Genomic DNA, 17,715 nt, shown 5'->3' with positions numbered 1-17,715 from the left:
GCCCGGTCACTTGATGCCAAGTGCGCCCGCGATCGCCTTCGCCGTCACCTCGATGATGTTGGGAACGTAGAAGATCACGCCGATCGCGATCGCCAGGATGATGAACTGGACGAACCTGGTGATCTCGCGGGTGAAGAGGAAGAAGAGCGCCACTACGGAGACGACCGCGAGGAAGAGCGGGGCGAAGAACTTCCGGAGGAAGTCGGCGAGACCTTCGGTGTTGATGCCCGTCGTCGGCGCCGGCGACGGCGCGGCCAGATCAAGGACGTGGTCCGCGATGGTCTTCAGTATCAACTCTCGCCCTCCCGGGGGTGTGGATCAGCGATGTCTTTGCCGGGCATGCGCTACCCCACGGACCGGTTCGCACCCTGGATGTCCCTGACGAACCACTTGCCGCCCTGCTTTTCGATCGTCAACTCATAGGCCTGCTCGAGACCGGCGGGCTGCGCCGCCGGGTCCTGCGACGGGCTCGCCGGTGCCGCCTGCTCGCCGGACGCCACCGCCCACACGACCACCGCAGTGACCTTCCTGCTGTCGGTGCCGCCCGGCGGGACCACGACGTCCTTCAGCTCGGCGAGGGTGAACTCGCCGCCGAACCCGTTGACGGTCACCCCGCTCGCGACGTACCGCTGCAGGTCGACCTGGTTGCCCGCGGCGTACGCCTTGAAGAAGCCTTCGAGCTGGGGACGTAGTTCGGCTTCGGTGGCGGAGTCGCGGTCGGGATCCGGGAGCTGCGGCAGACCCGCCGGCCCCGGCGCGGGCAGCAGGGCCGGCTGAGCGGCGACGACGAACCTGCCGTTGTCGTAGTAGACCGGCACGGACAGCAGCCCACGGCTGCCCCCGGACTGGTACGTCACGGTCACCCGGGCGTTGTGCTCGTCGACGACCTCGATCCCGGCGAACTGGAAGGCCCCGGCCGACATGCGCCCGTAGCCGTTCCAGCCGAACTGGTCGTCCGCGCCCTCCGGCAGGAACGACTTCAGCCGTTCCGCGCGCTGCTGGGGGTTGGCCGCGTCGTAGTTGAGATAGACCGCCGCGAACTGGTTGGCGAAGGCCGCCGCCTGCGTCGCCGGGAACCCGGAGGTGGCCGTCCCGGCCGGCGTCGAGGGGGCGGCGTCGTCCTGCAGGGAGCGCTCGAACACCGCACGGACGCCGTTGACCACGATGACGACGATCAGTGCCCAGAGGATGACCCGCCCGGTCCAGACGAGCCAGCGTCCTCCGCCGCCGCTCCAGCCTCTGCGGCGGGGGGCCGCGGCGCGCGCGCCGCTCGCGGGATCGAAGCCTTCCAGTGGGTACGGGTCAGGGTCGCCAGCGATCCGCGGATCCTGCTGGACGTCTGACCTGCGAGCCATCACGCCTCCGCTCGCGCCGATCCCTCCGGCTGGCGCGGTTTCCTCTTGCTCTCGATCCGGTTAACCGCATTGAAGTATTCACCCTAGCGGTCTCGCCAATTCTTCCAGGTAAGCCACGCCCATGGTGCAAGCATCGCCGCGACCGAGCAAACCGGGTCCACATCCCGTCGAGGCGCCCCACGCCTATCCACTCCGCGGAAAAGCACGTTACGCCTGGCCAGCCGGGGCATCGATTACCTAACCGCCACCTATTGCTGTCTTCGCAGCTCGCAGGCATATCGAAACCGACCACACCTCCGCCCCCGGACAGCCGACGGCCCCGCGCCGAGCGGGGCCGTCGGGTCGTGAACCGAGCCTTCGCCCTACTGGCACGCCTCCGAGGAGGACGAGGAGGACGACTCGATCGAGGTCTCCGGGATGCCCGCCGGCGGCGCGCTCTCCGGACCCGTGATCGTGGGCGGGAGGCTCTCCGGGGCGCTTCCCAGAGCGCTTTCCGGAGCGCTTTCCGGAGCGCTCTGCGGCAGCGAGGAGGAGCTCTGCGACTGGCTCGCCGACGACTGCGACTGCGTCTCCGACAGCTGCTGTTGCGCGTGCAGGGACATCTGCTCGATGCGCTGCTGCGCGTTCGTCGCCTCCTGCATGATCTGCTGCCTGGCGCTGCTCGCCTCGTCCCTGATGCTCTGCCGGGCCTCCTCCGCCATCTGCTCCATCGACGCGGACGGGAACGCCTCGCTGCGCAGGCTCGCGCCGCCCAGCGACTCGCTGCGCCATGACGAGCTGTGGAGGCTGGAACCGCTGTACTGCCGTGCGGACCACTGCGCCGGGAACTGCTCGCGTACCGTGACCGAGACGGTTCGCGGCAGCGCCGCGAGGGACATCTGCGGCATGGAGACGGTGAGCTGCGGCGCCTGGGATACCAGGCTGGTCGCCGGGAGCTCCCCCGGAGCGAAGGCCGACGCGCTCTCCGTGATCAGCGGCGCGCTGAACAGCGGAGCCGAGATCGTCCTGGCCCCGGACGCGGACTCCGTCGCCAGCAGCGGCTCGCTGATGGTGTACGACGTCGCCCGCACCGAGCCGCCGGGCTCACCCGCCTGCGGGGCGCCGGTGGCCGCGGAGGCGGTGCCGCCGAGCAGCGCGATTCCGCCGGCCGTGAAGGTCGAGGCGACAATCGCCGCGAGAGCGAGCTGTCTGGATTTCCGATGCATGGTCCCCTCCTTGGGCCCGATCGGGGCCTCGGCAGGTCAGGCCACCTGGGCTTTTCCCGGTGCCCGAATTCGGCCGTCTCCCTTCCGCCCGCGCCGGATTACGGCACCGACGAAATTTGTCGCGAAAAGGGAGAATTCACAGGCGACTTCGCACCCAAACGGCCTCATCTCGATGCTTCAACGAGCCTCCCGAATGCGTCTAGGGCAGTTGGGCCAAGCGTTTCCGCAGGCCATGGAGGATCTGACCGGAGGGAGGGCTGCGGCAGGTGATGCCCCAGGGCGGTTTGCGGCTTCTTATACGGCAGAGCGGTCTGAGATTGTCCGCCCCTGATCGTCGCCGGAATCCGGCACCCGGAGGACGGCGAGCCCGTCGCTCACGCCCGATGGCGGGTCCCCGCCACCGTGACCGCGGCTTTGCGCGACCGGGCCGTCTCAGGGCCGTTCGAGATCGTAGGTGACGTCCGCCAGGCGGACCGTGCGGACCTGCGGATCCTCGATGATCTTCCGTAGCTGCGCGATCGTCGACATCGAGTCCACGTAGGCGTAGGCCAGGCCGTCGTTCGCGGCTTTGCGCAGCCGGGCCAGGCTCAGGTCGAAGTCGTGCAGGTTGTCGTCGTCGTGGTCCTCGAGGATGCCGACCCAGCGGCGGAAGTTCCCGAAGTCCGACTTGATCGGCTCATCGTCGGCTCCCGTCATCGGCGCCCTGTCCCACATCGTCATCCCTCCCCAGGTGATGGGTATCGATCCGGGACGCCGCTCGAGAACCACCTTCTCGGCATACGACTTGTGTCCGGCGGTGAAGGCGACCAGCTCGTCGGGGGTGAGCGGCCTGGCGAACTCGACCACCGCCAGCGCGTTGAGCTCCTCCGGAAGTCTGGCCAGCACCTTGCGGCCGTCCTCCTTGCGCTGGAGGGTCGTCCCCACGTTCATCAACGCCCTGCTCAGCGTGGTGCCGGCGTAGGTCCCGAGCGGCAGCCTGCCCACGTGGCCGAAGAAGTCCTGGGTGACGACATGCTCGGCCCCGCCGTACCCCTCGACGAAGCCCCCGATGGCCCGCATCGGCCTGGCGGCCACGGTGAACGACATCGACAGCGGTGTGGTGGCACCCCAGCTCCGGACTTCGATGTCGTACGCCGGGTTGTAGATCTTGAAGGCGGTGCCCAGCACGTCGGTCATGCGCAGTTCCCGGTCGCCGCGCCGCTGGACCAGGCCGGAGCCCACCGTCGCCGCCAGGACGAGGGCGAGCAGTGCCGCCAGCACCGTGAGCGCGGTGCGGGCGACACCCCGCCGGACGGCCCGTCGGGTCGCCTTGGGATCGAAGTCGGGCATGGGCGGCAACAGGTCGTCGTCAGTCATGGGGAACTCCGTACTGATCGGCGAAGGCGGCCCTGGCCCGCCACACGGCCGTCTTGACAGTGGTGTGCTTCCTGCCGGTCATCGCGGCCACCTCGACCAGGGAGAAGCCGTCGAAGTAGACCAAGGTGAGCAGCCTGCGCTGTTCCTCGGGCAGCCGCTCCAGGACGTCGCGCACGGCCAGCGACTCGATGTGCAGCGGGGGCACGCCGAGCTCGTCGGGGCGGGGCAGGTCCAGTTCGCGGCGGTGGCGCCGGACGTGGTCGACCAGGACGTTGCGGGCGATGGTGAGCAGCCATGCGGCCGCGTTCTCGCCGCGCCAGCCGAGCAGCGCCCTCGTCGCCTTGACGAAGGTCTCCTGAGCCAGATCCTCCGCGAGGTGCGGGTCGCGGGTGCGGCGCAACAGGAACCCGCACACGAGCGCCCAGTGCTCGCGGTACAGCTCCTCGATGATGATGCCCCCCGCGTTCTCGTGTCTGTCACACCAGACCAGACGCGATCGGGGCGGAAATGGTCACACCGCTTCTTCGCAGCGGAGTGAAGGGTGACGGCTCATGCGCCGCCGGAACGGTCGCCCGGGGCCTCAGAGGGGCCGGAGCCGGGCACTCAGGAGGCAGAACTCGTTGCCTTCCGGGTCGGCCAGGACGTGCCAGCTCTCGGTGCCGGTCTGGCCGACGTCGGCGGGCCTGGCGCCCAGAGCGAGCAGCCGCTCCAGCTCGGCGTCCTGGTCGCGGTCGGTGGGATTGACGTCGATGTGCAGCCGGAGCTTCCCGGCCCGCGGGTCGCTGCTGGGGCTGAGGATGAGAGTGGGCTGCGGGCCGCCGAAGCCGGCGTCGGGCGGCCCGATCTCGATGCTCCCGTCGTCCTCCCTGCCGAGTTCGACATAGCCGAGGACCTTGCTCCAGAACTCGGCGAGCCGCTCGGGGTCGGCGGCGTCGATGACCAGCTCACTGATGCGGCATGCCATGCCCGACAGTGTACGTAGACAACCCGGAAGTCGATCTCTCCCGGATCAGACGTTGAAGCGGAACTCGACGACGTCGCCGTCGCGCATCACGTAGTCCTTGCCCTCGATCCTGGCCTTGCCCGCGGCCCGGGCGGCGGTCATGGAGCCCGCCTCCACCAGGTCGTCGAACGAGATGACCTCGGCCTTGATGAAGCCGCGCTGGAAGTCGGTGTGGATGACCCCGGCGGCCTCGGGAGCGGTGGCGCCCTTGCGGATCGTCCAGGCGCGGGCCTCCTTGGGCCCGGCGGTCAGGTACGTCTGCAGGCCCAGCGTCTCGAAGCCGACCCGGGCGAGCTGGGCGAGGCCCGACTCCTCCTGGCCGACCGACTGCAGCAGTTCCAGCGCCTCGTCGTCGGGCAGCTCGACCAGCTCGGACTCGATCTTGGCGTCGAGGAACACGGCCTCCGCCGGCGCCACGATCCCGGAGAGCTTGGCTCGCAGGTCGGCGTCGGTCAGCTCGTCGGCGTCGAGGTTGAAGACGTACAGGAACGGCTTGGCCGTGAGGAGGTGGAGCTCGCGCAGGTCGGCGAGGTCGATCCCGGCCGCCTTGGCCCCGGCGTACAGGGTGGTGCCGGTGTCGAGCAGCTTCGCCGCGGCCTCGGCGGCCTCCAGGAGGACCTTGCGGTCCTTGTTGGTGCGTGCTTCCTTCTGCAGGCGGGGCAGCGCCTTCTCGATCGTCTGCAGGTCGGCGAGGATCAGCTCGGTGTTGATCGTCTCGATGTCGCGCTCCGGCGCCACCTCACCGTCCACGTGGGTGACGTCGGGGTCGGAGAAGACCCGGATGACCTGGCAGATCGCGTCGGTCTCGCGGATGTTGGCGAGGAACTGGTTGCCCCTGCCCTGCCCCTCCGAGGCCCCCTTCACCAGGCCCGCGATGTCGACGAACTCGACCTTGGCGGGGAGGATGCGCGCGGAACCGTAGATCTCCGCCAGCTTGTCCAGACGAGAGTCCGGCACGCCGACGATGCCCACGTTCGGCTCGATGGTGGCGAACGGATAGTTGGCCGCCAGGGCGTTCGCGCTCTTGGTCAGGGCGTTGAAAAGCGTGGACTTGCCGACGTTGGGCAGGCCGACGATGCCGATGCTCAGGCTCACGTACCCCGAGTTTAGGGGTCTCGGTGGGTGCGCCGGACATCGACGGCCCCATGCTTCGACTCGGCCCACTCCCAGGCGCGCCTCCCTGTTTGGCACGCCAATGCCTGAAATCATCCAGACCGTGGATGTCGTGGCACTCGTACTGGGACTCGCCGTGGGGCTCGTGATCGGCCTCGCGCTGGCCGCGGCACGGACCGCGGGCCGCGCCGCCCAGGAGGCCGCCAGGGTGGCCGAGGCCGAGGCGAGGACGCGGGCGGCCGAGGACAAGGTGGCCTACATGGAGAACCAGCTCACCGAGCGGTTCCAGGCCATCTCCGCGCATGCCCTCGACGTGGCCAACCTGCGCTTCCTCGAACTCGCGGAGAACCGGCTCAACACCACGAGGGCCGAGGCCGCGGGCGATCTCGACCAGCGCAGGCAGGCGGTCGAGAACCTGGTCGCGCCGCTGCGGGAAACCCTCGCCAAGGTGGAGAGCCAGCTCAGGGAGAGCGAGTCGGGCGCCCGCGCCGCCCGCGCCGAGCTGAGCAAGCAGATGGAGTTCGTACGGCAGAGCTCCGAGCGGCTCAAGGCGCAGACGGACGCGCTGGTGCGGGCGCTGCAGCGGCCGGAGGCGCGGGGACGCTGGGGCGAGCTGCAACTGCGCCGGGTGGCGGAGATCGCGGGGATGGCCCGCTTCTGCGACTTCGACGAGCAGGTGAGCGCCGTCACCCGCGACGGCGTGGTCCGGCCCGACATGGTCGTACGGCTCAGCGGCGGCAAGAACGTGATCGTGGACGCCAAGGTGTCGCTCGCGGCCTACCTGGACGCGGCCGAGGCCGCCGATCCCGACTTCGCCTCCGCGCGGCTGGACGCCCACGCGCGGCACCTGCGCGAGCACGTGGACCGGTTAGCCGCCAAGTCCTACTGGCAGGCGTTCAGCCCGTCGCCCGAGTTCGTGGTCCTGTTCATCCCCGGCGAGGCGTTCCTCGCGCCCGCCCTGGAGCGCGATCCGGGGCTGCTGGAGCACGCCATGCGCAGGCGCGTCCACATCGCCACTCCCACGACGCTCGTGACGATGCTCCGCACCGCGCAGTACGCCTGGCAGCAGACCGCCGTCAGCGAGAACGCCAAGGCCGTCTTCGATCTCGGCAAGGAACTGTACGACCGGCTCGGCGGCCTCGGACGGCACGTGGACAGCCTGGGCAAGGCGCTCACCAGAGCGGTCACCGCGTACAACCAGACGGTCGGCTCGCTGGAGAGCCGGGTCCTGGTCAGCGCGCGGAGGATGAACGACCTCGGCCTGGTGGACTACTCGCTCGACGCCCCCGCGGCGGTGGAGGAGGTCCCCCGTCCGGTCGCCATCCCGGAACTCGAAGGTGAAGAGCGGGTAAGCCCCCCACCCCCGCATCCTCAGAACGGTAAATTGACGCGAGACTTGTCGTAAGGGGGGCCCGATGACAGGCACCGGTCGAGCGGGGCTGCGGCTGACCGCTCGGGGGGCGATCGTCATGCTCTTCGTGATCACTCTGGTGGGCATGCCGTTCCTGCCCGGACCCGTGTTCGTGGCCGGTTGCCTCGCTGCGGCCCTGCTGGTGCGCCCCCGCGACCTGCTGCCGCTGGTGGTGACGCCTCCGCTGGTCTTCTTCGCCGCGGCCCTGCTGGTGGAACTCGTACGGGCGCTCGGGTCCGGTTCGATGCTCAAGACGTTCGGGCTCGGCATGTTCACCACGCTGTCGTCCGGCGCGCCGTGGCTGTTCCTCGGGTCCGCGCTGGCCCTGGGGGTCGCGTGGTTCCGCGGCCTGCCCGCCAACTTCAGGGACCTGCGCGGCGCGCCGGCGCCCACCGGGGCGCCGGCCTCCCGCTCCCGCCGTGGCCGCGGGTTCGACCCCGAGCCCGAGGGCTACTTCGAGCCCCGCGTGTACGGCAGGGCCGCCGACGAGTGACCCCGGCGGGTCAGATCGCGCGGAGGTCCTTGCGGAGCTCGTGCGGCAGGGCGAAACGCATGCTCTCGTGCACCGACTCGACCTCCTCGACGTCGGTGAAGCCGTGGCCGGCCAGCTTGGCGAGCACGCCCTGCACCAGTTCCTCCGGGACGGAGGCGCCGCTCGTCAGGCCGACCGTGCGCACGCCCTCCAGCCACTCGTCCCGTACGAACGAGGCGTCGTCGACGAGGTGGGCGGCGGCGGCGCCGTAGTCCTTGGCGACCTCGACCAGCCGCTTGGAGTTGGAGGAGTTGGCCGAGCCGACGACGATGACCAGGTCGGAATCGGCGGCGATCCGCTTGACGGCCGTCTGCCGGTTGGAGGTGGCGTAGCAGATGTCGTCGCTCGGCGGGTCGATGAGGTTCGGGAACCGCGTCCGCAGCCGCGCGACCGTCTCGGTGGTCTCGTCCACCGACAGGGTCGTCTGGGAGAGCCAGACCACCTTCTCCGGGTCGCGTACGGACACTCCGTCGACGCCGTCGAGGCCGTCCACGAGCTGGATGTGCTCCGGCGCCTCGCCCGCGGTGCCCTCGACCTCTTCGTGCCCCTCGTGCCCGATGAGCAGGATGTCGTAGTCCTTGGCCGCGAACCTCTTGGCCTCGTTGTGCACCTTGGTCACCAGCGGGCACGTCGCGTCGATGGTGCGCAGACGGCGGCTCGCGGCCTCCTCGTGCACGGCCGGCGCGACGCCGTGGGCGGAGAAGACGACGATGGCGCCCTCGGGGACCTCTTCGGTCTCCTCCACGAAGACGGCGCCGCGCTCCTCCAGCGTCTTCACGACGTGGGTGTTGTGCACGATCTGCTTGCGTACGTAGACGGGCGCGCCATACTGCTCCAGCGCCCGTTCCACCGCCTGCACCGCGCGGTCGACCCCCGCGCAGTAACCGCGGGGCTTGGCGACCAGGACACGGCGGGTCGCTGAGGTCTGCACGTCCATGTTCCTATGCTATGTGGAACGCGAGCCGCTTCTTGACCCTGGTCTTGCAAGACTGGGTGTACCAGATACACATCTCCCCGGGAGCCGAAATGTCCGTCCTTAAGGCAATAACAACAGTGCTTCAGACCGCGCTGAACGGGGTCGGGCAGGCAGTCGTGGTCGGCGAAAAGATCAAGACCACGATCAAGCAGCGCTTCGCCGGCGGTGAGGCACAGGACGGCGAGCGTCCCGAGACCGCCGACGCGACCGGCACCGCGACCGGCACCGCGACCGGCACCGGGACCGAGCAGGCCACCGAGGAACGGACCGAGCCCCGCAAGCCCGTCATCTACGCCCCCCGTCCGAGCAAGACCGAGCAGGCCAAGGAGAGCGAGCAGGCCGAGCGGGCCGACGCGGTGACCGCCGAGACGCCCAAGGCGGCCGAGACAGCGGCGAAGACACCGGTGGAGGCACCGGCGGAGGCACCGGCGGAGACAGCGGCCGAGACACCGGTGGAGGCACCGGCGGCGGAGCCCGCCCCGGCCGAGACGGCGTCCGCCGAGGCCGAGCCTCCCGTCGCCGCCGAGGTCGCGGACGAGACCCCCGCCCCCAGGAAGCCGCGCACCCGCAAGGCCGCCGCCAAGCCCGCGAAGCCGGCCGAAGCCACGGAAAGCGCCGCACCCGCGGACGCAACCACCGAGGCCGCCGCAACCACCGAGAGCGCCGCAACCACCGAGACCGCCGGAACCACCCAGACTGCCGGAGCCGGTGAGACCGCCGAGACCGGCGAGGCCGCCCCCGTCGAGGCGCCCAAGAAGCCGCGCACCCGCCGCAAGGCCACCGCCGAGACGCCCGAAGCCGCACCCCAGACCCCCGATGCGACCCCCGAGGCCGCGGCCACCGCAGCGCCGAAGGCCACCGTCGCGCCGAAGGCCACCAGGACGCGCCGCAAGGCCGCCGCCTCCCCGGCGCCGGAGAGCCCCGCCGAGGCGACCGCGGCACAGCCCTCCGCGGAAGCCGCCGCCGAGCCTGCCCAGCCCACCGAGCCTGCCCAGCCCACCGAGGCCGCCGAGCCCATCGAGGCCGCCGAGCCGATGCCGGGCTACGCGAACCTCTCCGTGGCGTCGCTGCGGGCGCGGATGCGCGGCAAGTCGGCCGAGCAGGTGCACGCGCTGCTGGACTACGAGCAGGCACACCTGAACCGCCCCGAGGTGGTCCGGATGTTCCAGAACCGGCTGTCCAAGCTCCAGTCCGAGTCCTGATCCCCGGGCTCGCTTGCCCCGTGCCCGCCCGGCCGCCGGTGGATTGTCGGCGGGTACGGCTAGCCTGCAGGTGCGAACGGCGAGCGTACGGCGGGTGACGCGGCCGGGTCAGGCGAGGAGGGCACTTGAGCGCGAAGACGTCCCCGGAGGCGCCCCTGCCGATCAGGTCGGTGCTGCAGATGGTCGCCCAGTGGATCGGCAAGCTGGGCACCGTCTGGGTCGAGGGGCAGATCACCGAGCTGACGGCCCGGGGCGGCACCGTCTTCCTGACGCTGCGCGACCCCGTGGCCAACGTCTCGGCGCGGATCACCTGTTCGCGGGCCGTCTACGAGGCGAGTGTGCCCCGCCCCGTGGACGGCGCGCGCGTCGTGATGAACGTCAAGCCGGACTTCTGGGTCAACAGGGGCTCGTTCGCGTTCACGGCCCTGGAGATCCGCCCGGTCGGCATCGGCGAGCTGCTGGCCCGGCTCGAACGGCTCCGTCAGGTGCTCGCGGGCGAGGGCCTGTTCAACGTCGACAGGAAGAGACGGCTGCCGTTCCTGCCGGGCACCGTCGGCCTCGTCTGCGGGCGGGACTCGGCGGCCGAGCGCGACGTGCTGGAGAACTCCCGCCGCCGCTGGCCCGCCGTCCGCTTCAAGGTGGAGCAGGTCGCCGTCCAGGGGCAGTACGCCGTGGGCGAGGTGACCGAGGCCCTGCGGAAGCTCGACGCCGACCCCGAGGTCGACGTGATCATCATCGCCAGGGGCGGCGGCTCGCTGGAAGACCTGCTGCCGTTCTCCGACGAGTCGCTGGTGCGGGCCGTCGCGGCCTGCCGGACGCCCGTGGTGAGCGCGATCGGCCACGAACAGGACAGCCCGCTGCTCGACCTCGTGGCCGACGTGCGCGCGTCGACCCCGACGGACGCGGCCAAGAAGGTGGTTCCCGACGTGGGCGAGCAGCTCACGCTGATCCACCAGCTCAGGGACCGGGGCCGCCGGGTGCTGCGCGGCTGGGTCGACCGCGAGATGTCGTGGCTCGAGTCCGTCCGTTCCCGGCCGTCGCTCGCCGACCCCGTCCGGGAGCTCGACCGGCGGGCCGAGCAGGTCGACGCGTTGCGCGAGCGGTCCAGGCGCTGTCTTTCGGCGTCCCTGGACCGCTCGGCCGACTCGCTGGAACATCTCAGGGCCAGGCTCGTGGCCCTCTCCCCCGCCGCAACGCTGGAGCGCGGTTACGCCATCGCGCAGCGCCCTTCCGGAGAGGTCGTCCGCCTGGCCGGGGACGTCAAGCCGGGCGACGAGCTCACGGTCCGCTTCTCCGACGACCGCGTGACGGTGACCGCCCAGGACGCGTGACCCGGATCGCGAGCCGCGGGCGGGTCAGATCGCGAGGCTGACGTCGTAGGCCCCGAGCCAGGCGTTCATCTGCAGGATGCCCTCCAGCGAGGTCCGGGCGCCCTGGAGGCTGACCGCGCCCAGGGGCTGGTCGAGCATCGTCCGCACCCTGTCCGCGTCGACCAGGCAGCCGATGGCGGAGTCCCCGTCCAGCACGCGGGTGACCTCGGCACGCAGCGCGCGCTCGTAGGCCGGGTCCTGCGTCGAGGGGTAGGGCACCTTGCGGCGCTCCACCACCGAGCGGGGCAGCACGTCGGCGGTCGCCGCACGCAGCAGGCTCTTCTCGTGCCCGTCGAAGGTCTTCATGGACCAGGGGGCGTTGAAGACGTACTCGACCAGGCGGTGGTCGCAGAACGGCACCCGGACCTCCAGGCCCACGGCCATGCTCATGCGGTCCTTGCGGTCGAGCAGGATCTGCACGAACCGGGTCAGGTGCAGGTAGCTGATCTCCCGCATCCGCTTCTGCAGCCCGGTCTCTCCCGGCACCTGCGGCACCTCGGCCAGCGCCCGCTGGTAACTGTCGGCGCGGTAGGCGGGAATGTCGAGCTTGCGCAGCAGTTCCTCGTTCAGGAACTCGCCCCTGGTGGACAGGCCCGTCTGGCCCTGCATGGCGAGCCACGGGAAGGTGCCGGAGTTGACCGCCTGGGGGTCGTGGAACCACCGGTATCCGCCGAAGACCTCGTCCGCGGACTCTCCCGACAGGGCCACCGTCGAGTGCCCCCTGATCGCCTTGAAGAGCAGGTAGAGCGAGGTGTCCATGTCACCGATGCCGAGCGGGAGGTCCCTCGCCCGCAGGACGGCCGCGCGGACGGCGGGGTCCATGAGGTCGGCCGAGTCCAGCACGATGTCCGAGTGGTCGGAGCCGACGTGCCGGACGACGTCCCTGACGTACGGCGTGTCGGGCGTGTCACGCATGTCGTCGGCCTGGAAGTTCTCGCTGTAGCCGGCGAAGTCGACGGAGAACGACCGCACCCCGCCCTTGCCGGCCAGTGCGCGGGCCGCGAGCGCGGTGACCGCACTGGAGTCGAGACCGCCGGACAGCAGCGTGCACAGCGGCACGTCGGAGATGAGCTGCCGCTCGACGATGTCGTCGAGCAGCTCCCGCACGGTCCGGATCGTGGTCTGCAGGTCGTCGGTGTGCTCACGGGACTCCAGCCGCCAGTAGCGCCGCTTGCTCAGGCCCTCGCGCCGCAGCTTGACCACCTGGCCGGGCCGCACCTCGTACATGCCGCGGAAGACGGCGGCCTCGGGCGTCTTGACGCAGGCCAGGATCTCGCGCAGGCCGTCGGCGTCGATCACCCGCTCGGCGAGCGGGTTGGCCAGGATGGCCTTGGGCTCGGAGCCGAACAGCACCCCGTTGGGGGTGGGGTAGTAGTACAGGGGCTTGATCCCCATCCGGTCGCGCACGAGCAGCAGTTCCTCGCGGCGGGCGTCCCAGATGGCGAAGGCGTACATGCCGTTGAGGCGGGAGACGAAGTCCTCGCCCCATTCGAGGTACGCCTCCAGGACGACCTCGGTGTCGCTCTGCGTCCGGAACCGGTGCCCGCGCTGTTCGAGCTCGGCGCGCAGCTCCCTGAAGTTGTAGACCTCGCCGCTGTAGGTGAGCGCGGCCACGACCTCGCCCTCGGCTCCGGCGGTCATGGGCTGGCGCCCGCCCTCGATGTCGATGATGGCCAGCCGCCGGTGGCCGAACGCGACGTGCGGAGCGAGCCACGCCCCCTCGGCGTCGGGCCCCCGGCACGCCATCGTGTCCGTCATGGCCTGCAGGGTCTGCCGTTCGCGACGAAGGTCGCGTCCGTAGTCCACCCAGCCACTGATTCCACACATAAGGATGACCCCCGATCATCGCCCCCGAAGATGGTTAGTACACCTAAATAACGGACTAATCACCTCTTTTATGCCCAAAGCGGACAGCACTAAGGGGCCGCGGAGTGTCGGTCCCGGCCTCTAAGGTGGGGACGTGGCTGAGGACAAGCAGACCCCGTCGGACAAGCAGACCCCGTCGTACGAGCAGGCGCGCGAGGAGCTGACCGAGGTGGTCCGCCGGCTGGAGACCGGCGGGCTCACGCTGGAGCAGTCGATAGAGCTGTGGGAGCGGGGAGAGCGGCTGGCCGCGATCTGCGAGGAGTGGCTCCAGGGCGCCCGCGCGAAGCTGGCCGCCGCGATGGCGCAGCGCCAGGAGCCCCAGTCCAGCGGCCCGGAGGAAGCACCCTTCTGACGCCTGGACTCCGCCGTGCGGCGCGTCCGCCTTGTCCGCGCTCGCGACCGGCAGCGGCCGCCGGACCCCGCTCAGGCGTTCCAGAGGGCGGCGAGCCGCCGGGTGGCCAGCCGGGACGGCACCGCGCGCAGCGACGTGTCACGCAGCCACGCGGCGATGCCGGTCCGGGAGGTCAGCCGTGACTGCCGGAACGCCGCCCGCATCATGCGGGTGGCACGGAGCCTGCGCTCGGCGTCGTAGCGCAGGAGCCGCTCGGCGACGTCCGCCGGCTCGGCGCCGCCCAGGCGGTGACCCAGGTGATGACACAGCGCCGCCGCGTCTTCGAATGCCTGGCTGACGCCCTGCCCGAGGTCGGGCGACATGGCGTGCGCGGCGTCGCCGAGGAGCGCGATCCTGCCGGCCGCGAACGACGGCAGGGGTTCGGCCAGGCGGGTGATCGGATCGACGTAGATCGACGTGGACGGCGGCGGGCGGGGTCGCCTCGATCAGCGTCGTGACGAGGGGGTGCCAGTCGGCCATCAGGGAGAGCATCCGCCGGCGCGCCTCCTCCGCTCCGGGCGGCGTGCCGTGCAGGACCGAGTCGGTGAACCAGTACAGGCGGTCCTCGCCGACGGGGAACAGGCCGAACATCGCCCCACTCCGCCGGTCGACCAGCTGACTGGCGAGCAGCTCCGTGTCCAGGCCGAGCGGACGGGGCAGCATGCCGCGCAGGTCCATCCGGCCGGTCCGCCGCAGCCCGGGATGGGCGGGGAACAGCTGCGCGCGCAGCGTGCTGCCGCTGCCGTCGGCCACGATCATGGCCCACCGCCGCCGCAACTCCGCCGAGCCCGGCGCCGGGCCCTGACCGATGCCGCCATCGAGTTGCTGGCGTCAGCGGGGGTGCACGGCCTGACAGATCGGGCGGTGGAGAAAGCGGCGGACGTGCCGCCGGGAACGGCGTCGAACTACTTCCGCAGCCGGGAAGCGCTGCTGGTGGCCGCCGCGGAGCGCATCGCGGAACTGCGTCACGCGAGCACCGATCAGGCCGTCAAGCAGCCGGCGTCGCTGGTCGACCTGCTGACGGAGTCGTTGTTCACAGCCGCGACCACACTTCGCAGCCGCTACCTGGCGATCTTCGAACTGCGGCTGGAGGCCGCGCGCCGGCCGGCGCTCGCTTCGGCGCTCGCGGGCCTGCAGGACACGGCGTCGCTGGTCACGGCGGGGCACCACGACGAACTCGGCCTCGAGATTCCACGCGAGAAGATCCCCGCCCTGATCGCGCTCTCCGGTGGTGCGCTCTTCACCCTGGTCGGCGCACCACCGGAGCACGTCAGCAGGGACGTCGTGCGCAGCATGGCCGAGGTCATCGTGCACGGCTGCATGCCGCGGACGTGAGCATGCGCCCGGCGTGACGGCAGGCGTCGTCAGACGCCGCGCCGCCGCGCGTCCACCTCGATCTCGATCTTCATGCGGGGGTCGGCCAGGCCGCACGCCAGCATCGTGGCGGCCGGCCGTACCTCCCCGAACCGGCGGCGCAGGACCGGCCAGCACGGCTCGAAGTCAGCCCGGTCGGGCAGCAGGTAACGCACCCGCACGACGTCGGCGAAGGTGCACCCCGCCTCGGACAGCGCCGCCTCGATGTTGCGCAGGCACTGCTCGGCCTGCTCCACCACGTCATCGGAGATCGTCATCGTGGCGTAGTCGAAACCGGTCGTTCCGGACACGTGCACCCTGTCGCCGTCCACCACGGCCCGGGCGTAGCCGATCTGCTCCTCGAACGTCGAACCGCCGAGGATCGCGCGTCGCTCTGTCATGCGCCGCAACGCTAGGCCGAGGCGTGCCGATACGTCTAATACGTCCTCAGGCATCGCCTGATATCACTGGGCGTATGGAGCGCCCCGAACTCCCCTTGGCGCAGGTGCACGCCTTCGTCGTGCTCGCCGAGGAACTGCACTTCGGCCACGCGGCCGCCCGCCTGGGCATCGCCCAGCCACCGCTCAGCCAGCAGATCCGGCGTCTGGAGGACAAGGTCGGCCACGCGCTGTTCACCAGGGAACCGGGACGTGTCGCCCTGACCGCGGCGGGCCGCGAGCTGCTGCCCGCCGCCCGGCGCGCCCTCGCCGATCTCGCCGACGGGCTGTCCGCCGCCAGGGCCGCCGGCAGCGGCCGGACCGGCCGCCTGCGGATCGGCTTCGCCGCCTCCACCGCCCTGACCATCCTGCCCGGACTGCTGCGCGCGTTCCGGCGGCGTTACCCCGGCGTCCGCCTGGACGTCCACGAAATGACCACCGCGCCGCAGATCACCGCACTGCGCGACAGGACCATCGATGTCGGCCTGCTGCGCGAGCCCCCCACGGACGAGCCCGACCTGTGCTTCCGGACGGTGCTCACCGAGCCCTTCGTGGCCGTGCTGCCGTCCGCGCACCCGCTGGCCGCCCGGCGGTCCGTACGGCTCGCGCAGCTGACGGACTCGCCCTTCGTGCTGCTGCCCCGCGCGGCCGGGCCGGGACTTCACGACCAGATCGTCGGCCTGTGCGCGGCGGCGGGCTTCACACCCCGAGTCGCGCAGCGCGCGGTGGAATGGCAGACCGTGTGCGCCCTCGTGGAAGCCGGCCTGGGCGTCAGCCTGGCCCCGGCGAGCATCCGGCGGATCCGCCTCAAGGGGGTGGCCTTCCGCGGCGTCGAGCCCGGCGCGCGTACCCGGGTCGCCGTCGGCTGGCGCGAGGACGACCGGAGCCCGCTGGTCGCGAACCTGCTGGCCGTCGTCAGTCAGGCTCCCGAATCAGCCCGCTGACGGCGCCGTGGAGGGTTTGGCCTGGGGGGCGAGGGTCCGGGCGAGGGCGGTCAGCTCGTCCCAGTCGGCCGACCCGGTGACGACCACCGCGTGGTCGGGGAGAACGCGGACCAGCGTCCGCTGGTTCTTGTCCTGGCGGAACCGCTCCTCCCAGGTCACACCGTCGATCTGACGGCTTCCGCCGGGCTTGTCGGTGTTGGCCATGCGGTTGACGAAGTCCGCGGACGGCCTCTCGTCGCTCTGGGCGAGCATGGCGTGCTGCCGCTTGGCGGTCGCGAACCCCAGCCGCCACGTCACGACGCCGTTCTTCTGCGTGAGGGAGGAGCTGTTGGGCACCCAGTTGTCCGGGACCCGGTTCGGGGCGACGACCTCGTACGGCGCGGTGCGCGCCGCGTTGACCTGGTCGATCGAGAAGTCCACCCGGGGGATGTGCTCGGTGCGGCTCTGCGGCGTGATGAGCAGGAACACGCCGACGGCGGCGAGGCAGACGAAGAGCGCGAACGCGTAACCGTACAGTCCCTGGGTGAATCGTCCCACGTGATGCGAGCCTAGCCGGTGAAGCGGGCGGTGGCCGTACCGGCCGTCACGGATGCCGAATTTCGCCGATGATGCGAAGAGCGTCCTCGGCCATCCTGCGGGCCGCCTCCGGGTCGTCGGACAGCGTCACCTCCTGCACGACGGCCGCCAGGGCGCCGGTGACGACGACGACCAGCGCGTCCTCGTGCTCGAACAGCGCCGCGGTGCGCCTGGCCCACTGCCGGAGCCGGTCGCGCATGATCACCTCGAACCCGGGCGGGGCGTCGCCGCGCAGGAAGAGCGCGGCGAGGTCGCGCTCGGCGAGGCAGCCCTCCAGGTAGGCCCGCGCCGCGGCGAGGAACTGGGGCATCGGGTCGGTCTCCCCGGCCGCCCGGGCCTCCTGCACGGCCTGCCGGGTGCGCTGGGCCTGCCGCTTCTGGAACTCGTCGAACAGCGTCAGATAGAGATCGGCCTTGCCGGAGAAGTGGTGGTAAAGGCTGCCGACGCTGGCGCCGGCCCGGGCCACGACGTCGGTGACGCCCGCCTCGGCGAAGCCGCTCGTGATGAACGTCTCCTTCGCGGCCTCCAGGAGGGCTCCCCTGGTCGCCGCGCCCCGCTCCGACGTGCGCATCGTCACTGGTCGTTCGGTGTCGCTGCTCATGCGGCGACGATATCCCCGCGCCGT

20 protein-coding genes are annotated in these 17,715 nt (G+C 71.0%); 7 read left to right on the top strand and 13 right to left on the bottom strand.

Annotated elements, in window-relative coordinates; genetic code table 11:
• Positions 1-6: 6 nt before the first annotated feature.
• The 7 genes from AAH991_RS17960 to ychF form a co-directional block, all read right to left on the bottom strand.
• Positions 7-294, bottom strand: a complete 288-nt coding sequence (locus AAH991_RS17960) for a hypothetical protein (RefSeq protein ID WP_346226989.1) — start codon at positions 292-294, stop codon at positions 7-9.
• Positions 295-344: 50 nt separating this feature from the next.
• A complete protein-coding gene (locus AAH991_RS17955; RefSeq protein WP_346226988.1) occupies positions 345-1,355 on the bottom strand; it encodes a conjugal transfer protein in 1,011 nt (336 codons plus the stop codon).
• Between the two features lie 362 nt (positions 1,356-1,717).
• Entirely contained in the window at positions 1,718-2,560 is an 843-nt protein-coding gene (locus tag AAH991_RS17950) for a hypothetical protein (protein ID WP_346226987.1), read from the bottom strand.
• A 432-nt stretch (positions 2,561-2,992) separates the two neighbouring features.
• Positions 2,993-3,916 (bottom strand): hypothetical protein, encoded by a 924-nt coding sequence (locus tag AAH991_RS17945; protein WP_346226986.1) that lies wholly within the window; start codon positions 3,914-3,916, stop codon positions 2,993-2,995.
• Positions 3,909-4,355, bottom strand: a complete 447-nt coding sequence (locus AAH991_RS17940; protein ID WP_346227023.1) for an RNA polymerase sigma factor — start codon at positions 4,353-4,355, stop codon at positions 3,909-3,911. Before AAH991_RS17940 ends, AAH991_RS17945 begins: the two co-directional genes overlap by 8 nt.
• Before the next feature lie 141 nt (positions 4,356-4,496).
• Positions 4,497-4,880: a VOC family protein gene (locus AAH991_RS17935; RefSeq protein ID WP_346226985.1), complete on the bottom strand. Its 384-nt coding sequence runs from the start codon at positions 4,878-4,880 to the stop codon at positions 4,497-4,499.
• A 45-nt stretch (positions 4,881-4,925) separates the two neighbouring features.
• Complete coding sequence (gene ychF / locus AAH991_RS17930; protein WP_346226984.1) at positions 4,926-6,014, bottom strand: redox-regulated ATPase YchF; 1,089 nt, start codon at positions 6,012-6,014, stop codon at positions 4,926-4,928.
• Positions 6,015-6,114: 100 nt separating this feature from the next.
• On the opposite strand from ychF, the gene AAH991_RS17925 reads away from it, so the two are divergent.
• Together AAH991_RS17925 and AAH991_RS17920 are read left to right on the top strand one after the other, a co-directional pair.
• Positions 6,115-7,437, top strand: coding sequence for a DNA recombination protein RmuC (locus tag AAH991_RS17925; RefSeq protein WP_346226983.1), 1,323 nt, complete (start codon positions 6,115-6,117; stop codon positions 7,435-7,437).
• Positions 7,438-7,447: 10 nt separating this feature from the next.
• Positions 7,448-7,936 (top strand): DUF6542 domain-containing protein, encoded by a 489-nt coding sequence (locus AAH991_RS17920; protein ID WP_346226982.1) that lies wholly within the window; start codon positions 7,448-7,450, stop codon positions 7,934-7,936.
• A 10-nt stretch (positions 7,937-7,946) separates the two neighbouring features.
• Here AAH991_RS17920 and AAH991_RS17915 read toward each other — a convergent pair whose 3' ends face one another.
• A complete protein-coding gene (locus AAH991_RS17915; RefSeq protein ID WP_346226981.1) occupies positions 7,947-8,912 on the bottom strand; it encodes a 4-hydroxy-3-methylbut-2-enyl diphosphate reductase in 966 nt (321 codons plus the stop codon).
• A 116-nt stretch (positions 8,913-9,028) separates the two neighbouring features.
• On the opposite strand from AAH991_RS17915, the gene AAH991_RS17910 reads away from it, so the two are divergent.
• Entirely contained in the window at positions 9,029-10,153 is a 1,125-nt protein-coding gene (locus AAH991_RS17910; protein WP_346226980.1) for a DUF8129 domain-containing protein, read from the top strand.
• A gap of 125 nt (positions 10,154-10,278) precedes the next feature.
• On the top strand, positions 10,279-11,484 hold the full coding sequence (gene xseA / locus AAH991_RS17905) for an exodeoxyribonuclease VII large subunit (RefSeq protein ID WP_346226979.1): 1,206 nt from the start codon (positions 10,279-10,281) through the stop codon (positions 11,482-11,484).
• Between the two features lie 24 nt (positions 11,485-11,508).
• Here the strand turns inward: xseA and asnB are convergent, their stop codons facing one another.
• Positions 11,509-13,350, bottom strand: coding sequence for an asparagine synthase (glutamine-hydrolyzing) (gene asnB, locus AAH991_RS17900; protein ID WP_346226978.1), 1,842 nt, complete (start codon positions 13,348-13,350; stop codon positions 11,509-11,511).
• A 133-nt stretch (positions 13,351-13,483) separates the two neighbouring features.
• Here asnB and AAH991_RS17895 point away from each other — a divergent pair, with 133 nt between their 5' ends.
• Complete coding sequence (locus tag AAH991_RS17895; protein ID WP_346226977.1) at positions 13,484-13,741, top strand: exodeoxyribonuclease VII small subunit; 258 nt, start codon at positions 13,484-13,486, stop codon at positions 13,739-13,741.
• A gap of 71 nt (positions 13,742-13,812) precedes the next feature.
• Here AAH991_RS17895 and AAH991_RS17890 read toward each other — a convergent pair whose 3' ends face one another.
• A complete protein-coding gene (locus AAH991_RS17890) occupies positions 13,813-14,157 on the bottom strand; it encodes an FAD-dependent oxidoreductase (protein ID WP_346227022.1) in 345 nt (114 codons plus the stop codon).
• 151 nt (positions 14,158-14,308) lie between these two features.
• Here AAH991_RS17890 and AAH991_RS17885 point away from each other — a divergent pair, with 151 nt between their 5' ends.
• The gene (locus AAH991_RS17885; RefSeq protein ID WP_346226976.1) at positions 14,309-15,115 is read left to right on the top strand and encodes a TetR/AcrR family transcriptional regulator; all 807 of its coding nucleotides are present in this window, start codon (positions 14,309-14,311) and stop codon (positions 15,113-15,115) included.
• A 29-nt stretch (positions 15,116-15,144) separates the two neighbouring features.
• Here AAH991_RS17885 and AAH991_RS17880 read toward each other — a convergent pair whose 3' ends face one another.
• Positions 15,145-15,534 (bottom strand): RidA family protein, encoded by a 390-nt coding sequence (locus AAH991_RS17880; protein WP_346226975.1) that lies wholly within the window; start codon positions 15,532-15,534, stop codon positions 15,145-15,147.
• A gap of 74 nt (positions 15,535-15,608) precedes the next feature.
• Between AAH991_RS17880 and AAH991_RS17875 the strand changes: the two genes are divergently transcribed.
• Positions 15,609-16,514: a LysR family transcriptional regulator gene (locus AAH991_RS17875; RefSeq protein ID WP_346226974.1), complete on the top strand. Its 906-nt coding sequence runs from the start codon at positions 15,609-15,611 to the stop codon at positions 16,512-16,514.
• On the opposite strand, the gene AAH991_RS17870 is transcribed toward AAH991_RS17875, so the two are convergent.
• Positions 16,503-17,051 carry a DUF4245 domain-containing protein gene (locus AAH991_RS17870; RefSeq protein WP_346226973.1) on the bottom strand — a complete coding sequence of 183 codons (549 nt, stop codon included), beginning with the start codon at positions 17,049-17,051 and terminating at the stop codon, positions 16,503-16,505. The two genes, AAH991_RS17875 and AAH991_RS17870, sit on opposite strands and share 12 nt — an antisense overlap.
• Before the next feature lie 46 nt (positions 17,052-17,097).
• A complete protein-coding gene (locus tag AAH991_RS17865; protein WP_346226972.1) occupies positions 17,098-17,691 on the bottom strand; it encodes a TetR/AcrR family transcriptional regulator in 594 nt (197 codons plus the stop codon).
• Positions 17,692-17,715 lie beyond the last annotated feature (24 nt).

Source organism: Microbispora sp. ZYX-F-249 (assembly GCF_039649665.1).
Lineage (GTDB): Bacteria > Actinomycetota > Actinomycetes > Streptosporangiales > Streptosporangiaceae > Microbispora > Microbispora maris.
This window is presented reverse-complemented; position numbering and strand designations above follow the sequence as displayed.